This window comes from Streptomyces sp. NPDC004752 (assembly GCF_053601275.1).
The window spans coordinates 1-1,849 of record NZ_JBSGBN010000294.1 but is presented as its reverse complement, the minus strand read 5'-3'; the positions used below and the strand labels follow the sequence as shown (position 1 = coordinate 1,849).

At 38.9% G+C, this 1,849-nt stretch carries 2 pseudogenes; one reads left to right on the top strand and one right to left on the bottom strand.

The features are described 5' to 3' along the window. Window positions 1-93: 93 nt before the first annotated feature. Window positions 94-708, top strand: a pseudogene (locus ACWEKM_RS46450) (IS6-like element ISS1N family transposase); the annotation flags it as partial. Window positions 709-778: 70 nt separating this feature from the next. Here the strand turns inward: ACWEKM_RS46450 and ACWEKM_RS46445 are convergent. Next, window positions 779-1,770 (bottom strand): annotated as a pseudogene (locus ACWEKM_RS46445) (IS3-like element IS1068 family transposase); the annotation flags it as partial. Window positions 1,771-1,849 lie beyond the last annotated feature (79 nt).

Genomic DNA, 1,849 nt, shown 5'->3' with positions numbered 1-1,849 from the left:
CGTTCATCCATGGTTTTAGGGGTTCTGTTGCAAAGTTTTCCAAAAAATCTATTTTAGTGTAAAATTGAGAAAAAAGACAGAGAGGACAGAGTAATGAATCATTTTAAAGGCAAACAATTCAAAAAAGACGTCATTATTGTCGCTGTTGGTTACTACCTGCGTTACAATCTAAGCTATCGTGAAGTTCAGGAATTGTTATATGATCGTGGAATAAATGTTTGTCATACTACGATTTATCGTTGGGTGCAAGAGTACAGCAAAGTCCTCTATTATCTTTGGAAGAAGAAAAATAGACAATCCTTCTATTCATGGAAAATGGACGAAACCTATATCAAAATTAAGGGACGTTGGCATTATCTTTATCGTGCAATTGATGCGGACGGCTTAACCTTAGATATCTGGTTACGAAAGAAACGGGATACGCAAGCAGCCTATGCTTTCTTAAAACGACTCCATAAACAGTTTGGTGAGCCGAAAGCAATTGTGACCGATAAAGCACCTTCTCTTGGCTCCGCCTTTAGAAAGTTACAGAGTGTGGGTTTATATACTAAGACAGAGCACCGAACTGTGAAGTATCTTAACAATTTAATAGAACAAGATCATCGACCTATTAAACGACGGAATAAATTTTATCAAAGTCTCCGTACAGCCTCTTCCACGATTAAGGGCATGGAGACCATTCGAGGAATATATAAAAAGAACCGAAGAATGTAGTGACCCCCAAAATATAGACTTTTCTGGAAAGTCAACGAAAAACTAGACACGGAGTTAAGAGAATTTAAGAATTATATTTTTCAAAGTCTTTTGGAGACTTGTAATCAAGACCTGAATGCATCCTTTTTGTATTGTAATAGGTCTCAATGTATTTAAATATTTCTTGAGTAGCCTCAGCTCTTGTCTCAAAATGAGCATCATTAATAAGCTCCCTCTTTAGCGTCTTATAAAAAGACTCCATCATTGCATTGTCATAGGGATTTCCTTTACGACTCATGCTAGATTGAGCACCGACTTGACGAAGAGTAGATTGATAACGAGAGCTTGTATATTGACTCCCTTGATCAGTATGGACAATCAAGCCAGGCTGAGGATGTTCTTTCCCACAAGCTTGTAAGAAGCAATCCCTCACCAGTTTATCTTGCATCCGTGAAGACATTGACCAGCCTACAATCTTACGTGAAAAAACGTCGATATTCACGGCTAAGTATAAGGTGCCTTCTTTGGTAGGGATATAGGTCATGTCTCCCAGCCATACTTTATTAGGAGCTGTTGCTTTAAAGATCTGATTAATTAAATTGGGTCTTGAAAGCGAAGCTCCTTTTCTGTTGTAATGTTTATATTTATAACGGCTTCCCTTGGCATAAAGTCCCATCAAGTGCATCAGTTTCCCAACACGTTTCGTGTTGGTCATAATACCAGTATTATGAAGTACCTTGGTAATTCTAACCGCACCATAGCGTCCCTTATGCTCATGAAAGACAGCTTTTATCTTCTCTGAGAGAATTTCTCTCTCCACTTGTTGTTTTGAAGGACGACGATGCATGTATTCATAGAAACCTGAGCGAGAAACCTTAAGAACTTTTACTGCATGTTTAATTTTTATCTTCCCATGATGTTTCAAGAGAAATTCAAAACGTTTTACTTGCTTCGCTTCAAGAAGACCCGGAACTTTTTTAGAAGTTCAAGTTCCTCCTGAAGATAACGATTTTCTTTCTCTAACAATTTAATCTTATGTTGGGCATTAGCTAGGGCTGTCCCATTTCCTGGAAAAGAAATCGATCTCTCGGCCACCTCATGTGACGGGCAGCCGCCCGATGAGAGAATCGCGGCCAACCCCTGGTTCACTCAGCTT